Genomic DNA, 6,951 nt, shown 5'->3' with positions numbered 1-6,951 from the left:
GTTAGGAGAATTAGCAAAGAGAATCTCAAGATTTTCTTTAATTTTCACGATCCATTCGTATTGTTCGGTATTATCGGCCATGGGTTTACCGTCACTATCGGGGTATTCAATATCCGGATCAATAGCTGGTGTAAAGGTCATAATTTATACTCTGAGGTTATTTGTCTGAAAATTATAATTCTAGCAGTGAGGTTAACTTTCCCCTGTAGTCCCAAAATAACATCGCCAATAACGTTGATCAAAAGGTTTGTGTACTTTTGTTAAAAAGTAAAAGTTTTTTTTGACAAAAAGAACAACTTGTGCTATGGTAGAATTCTCTAACTTGGCAAAAATTACCCAGACTAGAAGCCGATCGAACGATAGCGATCGAGGGTTATAATCGAGCCATTACCCCGCGCTCCCAGTCGGGAAGATAAATCTATGATGACCGCTCTCTACGAGGAAGATTTTGTTCTCTGGACGGAAAAAACCGCCGAACTGTTAAAGCGAAAAGAGTTTGACCGGGTGGACTGGGAAAACCTGATCGAGGAAGTGGAGTGCATGGGAAAAAGCGAGAGACAGGCAATAACGAGTTTATTAACCGTTTTAATCGAACACTTACTCAAACTATCCTATTGGGAATCGGAAAAAGAACGGAATGCCCGTCACTGGATAGTGGAGATCGCGGCTTTCCGAGCGCAATTAGAACAAAAAATAGATAGTGCCACCCTCGTCAACCATGCCCGCGATTCTTGGGACAAAGCCTATGTAACCGCCAGAAAATCCCTGATTAATGCGCGTATAGTCGATAAAAATGCGATTCCCCTAGAGTCTATATTCACTCTTGAACAGGTATTAGACGGGGATTGGTTCCCCATCGATATCGAACCTTTTCTGGAAACCCGCCCATAAAAAATTTTTCGCTATTTTATCCCAAGTAAACTAACTTTATTTACCATAGAAATAGAGAGTTTTCCTAGTAATTAGCCTCCTGAGGATAACTACCTGAGATCGATCAAAATGGGATTTAATAAAAATAAGGCCGCATGACTAGCCATTTCTTCTGATAAATAAATCTTTTTATATTTAATAATCCCCGTTTCCAGAAAAGAATCCCTTAACATTGCTTTTGTCCCACTATTAAAATCCGCTTCGTAAAAAACTTCTTTAATTCCCGAAGAAATAATTAGTTTTAAGCAGGAAATACAGGGTTCTAAAGTAACGTAAATACTAGCCCCTTGGGTAGAAATACCGTGTTTGGCCGCTTGAGCGATCGCATTAGCTTCGGCATGAATTGCCCGAGAGGGAATTTCTCCGGATTCTCGACAGGTTCCCAAACCGGGATAACAAAAACCCTGGGCAGTACAATGAACCGTTCCTGATGGGGAACCATTGTACCCCGTGGCTAAAACCTGCCGATCTTTGACAATTACCGCACCGACGGGAAAAGCTAAACAGGTGGATCTGGTGGCGGCTAATTTAGCGATCATTAAAAAATATTCGTCCCAAGTCGGTCTTTTTTCTTCAGAGTTGATCACGGTTTCATACCAAGCTAGAAAAAGCGAAAAAGAGGGGGTTATCTCTGATAGCTTACCACTAGATAACCTCTAAAAATTAAGAACGGGATCAGGTTAATAATTCCTGTTGAATGCGACGGAGATTTTCGATTCTTGCCTCGGTGGATGGGTGAGTAGCGAATAAATTAGCCAGAAACTGCCCCGAAAAAGGACTGCTAATTAACAGCGGTTCAAAGGCAGGATTAGCATTTAAGGGCATTTGACGACCGATCAATTCTAAACGGGTTAAAGCCCGGGCTAAAGCTTCGGGATTCTCGGTCAAGCGGGCGGAACCAGCATCGGCCTCAAATTCTCTGGTACGAGAGATAGCCATCTGAATCACAGTGGCGGCAAGGGGGGCGAGAAAGATGGTAAGTAGTAAACCGATGAGATTGCCCCCTTGACGATGGCGAGAATTGCCAGTAAACAGGAAACCATAACTCAGCATTCTGGCCAGGTAGGAAATCGCCCCGGCAACGGTAGCCGCAACAGCTTGGGTTAAGGTATCCCGGTTACGGACATGAGTTAATTCGTGGGCGATAACTGCTTCTAATTCGTCGGCGGGCAGCAGATTTAAAATCCCCTCGGTAACGGCGACGGCGGCGTGTTCGGGATCTCTGCCAGTGGCGAAAGCATTAGCGGCGGGGGTAGGGACGATATAGAGTTGCGGCGTGGGAATATTGGCTTGACGAGAGAGGTTTTCTACCATTTGGTAGAGTTCGGGGGCTTGTTGGCGGCTGACTGGTTGGGCTTGGTAAGCGGCCAGAGCAATGCGATCGGAGAAGTACCAAGAACCGATATTAGTAATGGCGGCGATTACTAAACCAATTAAAGCACCACCCTGACCACCGATCGCGTAGCCAATAGCGACAAGTAACCCGGCTAGTAAACCCAATAAAGCAACAGTTTTAAGCTGATTCATCTTTATTTATCTTAGGAAGTGAGAGGTATAAAAGATGTGGGGAGACCTTTCAGTTATCAGTGAACAGTAATCAGTGATCGGTGATTAACGGAGGCAGGGGGCAGGGGGCAGGAGTCCGTTTTTGTAACGGGGATTTATGCCCCGCTCCAAAAACTTTTCGCCTTAAGGCGAGGTTTTAGACCTGATTTTGTCGATAATATTACTCAAAACTCAGTGGTTAGTGGTCACTAGCCCCTTCTAACCGATAACTGATAACTGATAACTGGTTAAGGCCTAGCATAAAAACTGAAAAAAACTCGAAAGTTAATAATAATTTAAAGAATTTGACGCCGGAGAATAATCAGATTTTGGCTGATAGCTAAACCCTGACGGCTGGCAAAATAACAGAAATTCTTAAGAAGCTAAAGGGTTTAAATCCCCAGAGAGAGCATTGTAGAATGAAGCGGTTAGTTATCTACTAGAAGATAGGACTTTTCCGTCCCAGCGAAACAATTCTATTCAAATCTTTAACCCAAATTGCCAAGGAGACTGAGTTTTAATGTCTGTTAATTTTCTGGGAGTTGGTTTGTTTCACCCTCTCCTTACCCCTTATCTCGCCCTCCATATTCCTGACGGCTTTTTGAGTCCACCGGTGAGTCTATTTACTTGGATAATTGCCGTCGTCCTGATTGGCTTTTCTCTCAAAAAAGTGCGCGGTCACTACGCTGAACGGGCTGTACCTTTGATGGGAGTTTGTGCCGCCTTTATTTTTGCCGCCCAGATGATTAATTTTCCCATTCCGGGGGGAACCTCCGGACATTTATTAGGGGGGACTCTTGCGGGGGTTTTACTCGGTCCCTGGGCGGGTTCTTTGGTGATGGCGGTGGTTTTTATCGTTCAAGCTTTATTTTTTCAAGATGGCGGTTTAACGGTTTTAGGGGCGAATATCGTCAATATGGGTTTGATCGGGACGTTTGGCGGTTATTATCTCTATCTAGGGATTAGGAAAGCCCTCGGTTTTTCCAGTTGGCGCGGTATGGCGATCGCTGTTGCCCTGGCCGCTTGGACAAGTGTGGTGGTGGCAGCGTTGGTTTGCGCGCTGCAATTGGCTTTATCGGGGACTGTACCGCCTTTAGTCGCCCTTTTTGCCATGTTATCTTGGCATATCCTCATCGGCATCGGGGAAGCGGTGATTACCGTTTTCGCTGTCGGTTATATCTGGCGAACCCGTCCCGATCTTCTCTACGATCCGCCCCATTCCGTTAATACCTCTGTTCCCCCTTCCTACGCTTCTCGTCAATAGACCTCTTGTAAAAATCAAAAATTGTTGTTAGGGTCAGGAGTCGGTCGTCAGGAGAATTAAGAATGAACAATAATCAATTAAATAGTCTATTTACGGATTTTAGGCAATTTAATCCTTATTTTTGCCGTTTTTGAACCCTCAAAAATTAATTATGCCAGAGGTTTAATAATCACGCTGATCAATTCTGTAGAGTAAAATTTAAGGAAAAGCTTCTCTCCTCATCTTCCCTTTTTTTCCGATTTACTAGCACTTTTTCTGCCAAAACTCCCTAAATTTAACAATGATTAAACGATCCGTTAACGTATCGAGAGCGATCGGTTCGTCGATCGCCGTTTCCCTAATTATCACCGGTTGCGCCCCCCAAACCCCCCAAGCCACTGGACCGGCGGCTGTTCCCGTCAAACTGCAAACCCTCGGCACCGACAAATTAGTGCAAAGTAGCGAATTTGTGGGTACTTTGATCGCCCAAGAGCGTGTTAGCGTCTCCCCTCAGATTACCGGTCGGATTCGGACTATTTTCGTTAAATCTGGCGATCAGGTAACTCAGGGACAAAAAATCGCCGAATTGGATCCCGAACAACAACAGCAACAGGTAAACGCCGGCATCGGCCAGGTAAATTCGGCCAAAGCGAACCTCAATGGGTCTGAGGCGGATTTAAGGCAAAGACAAGCGCAAGCGAGGGCAAATAAAGCCCAAATTGCCCAGAATCGGGCAAATGTGGCCAATGCGGAAGCTAATGTTAAAAGTCAGATCGCCACCTTGAGCGCCGCCGAAGCTGATTTACAGAGAGCGAGAGCTAATTTAGATTTAGCGGAAAAAAACCTAAAAAGAGCCGAATTTCTGGTCAAACAAGGCGCACAGCCCCAACAGGACTTAGATGATCGCCGCCGCGACATTCAGGCCGCCAAGGCAGAAGTAGAAGCCCGGTCTCAAAATCGTGATGCGGCCCGTCAACAGGTGACGGCGGCTAGAGCTACCCTACAGGCAAACCAAGAAGCATTAAATATCGCCATTCAAAACGAATTAGCCTCACGGCAACAGGTGGCGGCGGCAGCGGCAACAGTGAACAGTCGTCAAGCGGCGGTAGCCAGTGCCGAGGGGCAATTAGGGGCGACGCGCCAGAATTTAGTTTTTAACACCATTACCGCCCCGATTGATGGTTTTGTCGGCGATTTTAATCAAAGAAAAGTCGGCGATATTATCTCCCTGGGTGAAGAATTAACCTCGTTGACTAATAATAAAACTTTGGAACTAAATGTGCAGATTCCCGTGGAATTACAACCGCGTCTGCGCGTCGGTTTGCCCGTGGAAATTATTAATCCCGATGGCAGCCCGGGCGTTCGCGGTCAAGTAACTTTTATTTCCCCCACCGTTTCCCAAGCTACCCAATCGGTTTTAGTGAAATTTGCCTTTACTAATGATGGCAGTCTTCGCAATAACCAATATGTGCGGACGCGGTTAATTTGGGATCAAAAACCGGGGGTATTAGTTCCCACCACGGCAGTGACTAGCATCGGAGCGCAAAATTTTGTTTTTGTGGCCGAAAAAGAAAAGGCTAAAGAAGGTCAAGAAAATGCCAAGGAGCGTTTAGTGGTCAGACAAAAACCAATTCAAGTCGGCACAATTCAAGGGCAAGCTTATCAGGTTATTTCTGGAGTAAATGCCGGGGAAAGAATTGCTATTAATAATATTCTTTCTCTCCGAGATGGTACAGCTATAACTGTTAGTCAGCAGTAATTTTTATGAGTAACTCGATTACCGTTCGTCCCCTGTCAGCGCAACTAATTACCGCCGAGAGTTTCCGTCCCTACGGTCAATTAATAATCCCTAGTCATGATGGAAAACCGTTTGATGAAAGCGATGCACAACTGCATTTAAAAAACGGTGTGCCACGCTTTTATATTATGCGTTTACAGACTCGCGGACGTAAATTTAAGCGAATTACTCGTCATAGTCAATGTACCCAATGTCTTGGTTCTTTGGGGGGACAAGAGTGGTTTTTAGGAGTGGCCCCCCCTAGTCCTCATCCTCAACCGGATTTAGAAAAATTAAAGGTTTTTCGCATCCCCGGGGACTGTTTTATTAAATTAGAGGTGGGAACTTGGCACGCTGGCCCACTTTTTGATCAACCAGTGATCAATTTTTATAATCTCGAATTGAGCGATACTAATATTGTCGATCATTTTACCTATAATTTTGCCCAAGAGCAGTCAATAGAATTCGAGATTGTTGATTGAAACAATTAATTTTTTACTTAACTTTTCGCAATCCTTTAGAAAGATAGGCAACGAAAAAAGCCAACACTCCCGTCATCCCTACCTCAAAATAATTGGCCATGAGAATAGCGGTAAAAAAAAGGAGCAAGATAATTAATATAGTCCGCTTTTGTTCAGATAATTTCATCTCTAATTGCCTCTAATTCGGTTTTAATACTTAATGGTTGATACCCTAAAGAAAAAGCAAGAGAACTATCAAGAGAAACATCCTGCGGACGCGGCGCACTCATGGGAACATCGCACTGTAAACAGGGTTTTATTTGTTCTCCAGGAATGTTAAAAACTGCCGCCATTAGTAAACCAAATTGATAACGAGAAACTCTTTCTTTACCCCCCAGATGAATAATCCCTTGCACTTTTTCTAATGCCAAAAGTAAACCATTCACCGCACTATTAACCCCAACAGCCGTACGATATTCATCGGTAAATAGAGATAATTCTTTTCCCTCTTGGAGGGTTTTTAAAAAGGGTTGCAGAAAACTATTAGCGGTGGGAGAAGGGGAACCAAACATCAAAGGCATTCGACAAATAGCTGCCCGAGGATATATTGCTAAAATACCCTTTTCCGCCGCTACTTTTTGCTCACCATAGACACTGACGGGAGAAACGGGATCATGTTCGGAATAGGGGGCATTTTTACCATCAAAAACTAAATCGGTAGAGGTAAAAACTAGCGGTATTTGATATTGACTACATAAACGGGCAATTTCTAGAGAAGCTGTCAGATTAATTGCCTCGGATGCTTGGGGAAATTCTTGACAGAGATTCGGTTTTGATTGGGCAGCCCCATGAATTACCGCGTCGGGTTTAATCTGTTGAAAAAGTTCTTTAACTGCGGCTAAGTCTGTTAAATTAATTTTAATTAAATTTGGGTCATTACTATTGACATTGTGATTAAGGTATGTACCGAAACTTGCCCAAGATGAGCGAGTTTT

At 44.2% G+C, this 6,951-nt stretch carries 8 protein-coding genes and 1 pseudogene; 4 read left to right on the top strand and 5 right to left on the bottom strand.

The features are described 5' to 3' along the window. Positions 1-141: pseudogene (locus PX636_RS02105) on the bottom strand (Uma2 family endonuclease); the annotation flags it as partial. A 279-nt stretch (positions 142-420) separates the two neighbouring features. Between PX636_RS02105 and PX636_RS02100 the strand changes: the two are divergent. Further along, positions 421-891: a DUF29 domain-containing protein gene (locus tag PX636_RS02100; RefSeq protein WP_002796644.1), complete on the top strand. Its 471-nt coding sequence runs from the start codon at positions 421-423 to the stop codon at positions 889-891. An 89-nt stretch (positions 892-980) separates the two neighbouring features. Here the strand turns inward: PX636_RS02100 and PX636_RS02095 are convergent, their stop codons facing one another. Further along, positions 981-1,517 (bottom strand): deoxycytidylate deaminase, encoded by a 537-nt coding sequence (locus tag PX636_RS02095; RefSeq protein ID WP_012268223.1) that lies wholly within the window; start codon positions 1,515-1,517, stop codon positions 981-983. Between the two features lie 88 nt (positions 1,518-1,605). Then, on the bottom strand, positions 1,606-2,457 hold the full coding sequence (locus PX636_RS02090) for a zinc metalloprotease HtpX (RefSeq protein WP_288116079.1): 852 nt from the start codon (positions 2,455-2,457) through the stop codon (positions 1,606-1,608). A gap of 538 nt (positions 2,458-2,995) precedes the next feature. Between PX636_RS02090 and PX636_RS02085 the strand changes: the two genes are divergently transcribed. The 3 genes from PX636_RS02085 to PX636_RS02075 all read left to right on the top strand — a co-directional run bounded on the left by PX636_RS02085 (position 2,996) and on the right by PX636_RS02075 (position 5,977). Continuing rightward, positions 2,996-3,739: an energy-coupling factor ABC transporter permease gene (locus PX636_RS02085; protein WP_002796647.1), complete on the top strand. Its 744-nt coding sequence runs from the start codon at positions 2,996-2,998 to the stop codon at positions 3,737-3,739. Positions 3,740-4,019: 280 nt separating this feature from the next. After that, positions 4,020-5,477, top strand: a complete 1,458-nt coding sequence (locus PX636_RS02080) for an efflux RND transporter periplasmic adaptor subunit (protein ID WP_288116078.1) — start codon at positions 4,020-4,022, stop codon at positions 5,475-5,477. 5 nt (positions 5,478-5,482) lie between these two features. Next, entirely contained in the window at positions 5,483-5,977 is a 495-nt protein-coding gene (locus tag PX636_RS02075; RefSeq protein ID WP_288116077.1) for an ureidoglycolate lyase, read from the top strand. Between the two features lie 13 nt (positions 5,978-5,990). On the opposite strand, the gene PX636_RS02070 is transcribed toward PX636_RS02075, so the two are convergent. Together PX636_RS02070 and PX636_RS02065 are read right to left on the bottom strand one after the other, a co-directional pair. Continuing rightward, complete coding sequence (locus PX636_RS02070; RefSeq protein ID WP_002759543.1) at positions 5,991-6,143, bottom strand: hypothetical protein; 153 nt, start codon at positions 6,141-6,143, stop codon at positions 5,991-5,993. After that, positions 6,130-6,951, bottom strand: an 822-nt coding sequence (locus PX636_RS02065; protein ID WP_288116076.1) for an SDR family oxidoreductase, incomplete at its 5' end; no start/stop codon positions are given. The genes PX636_RS02070 and PX636_RS02065, both read right to left, overlap by 14 nt.

It is taken from the genome of Microcystis sp. M53598_WE2, assembly GCF_030067735.1.
In the GTDB taxonomy this organism is placed as follows: domain Bacteria; phylum Cyanobacteriota; class Cyanobacteriia; order Cyanobacteriales; family Microcystaceae; genus Microcystis; species Microcystis aeruginosa.
This window is presented reverse-complemented; position numbering and strand designations above follow the sequence as displayed.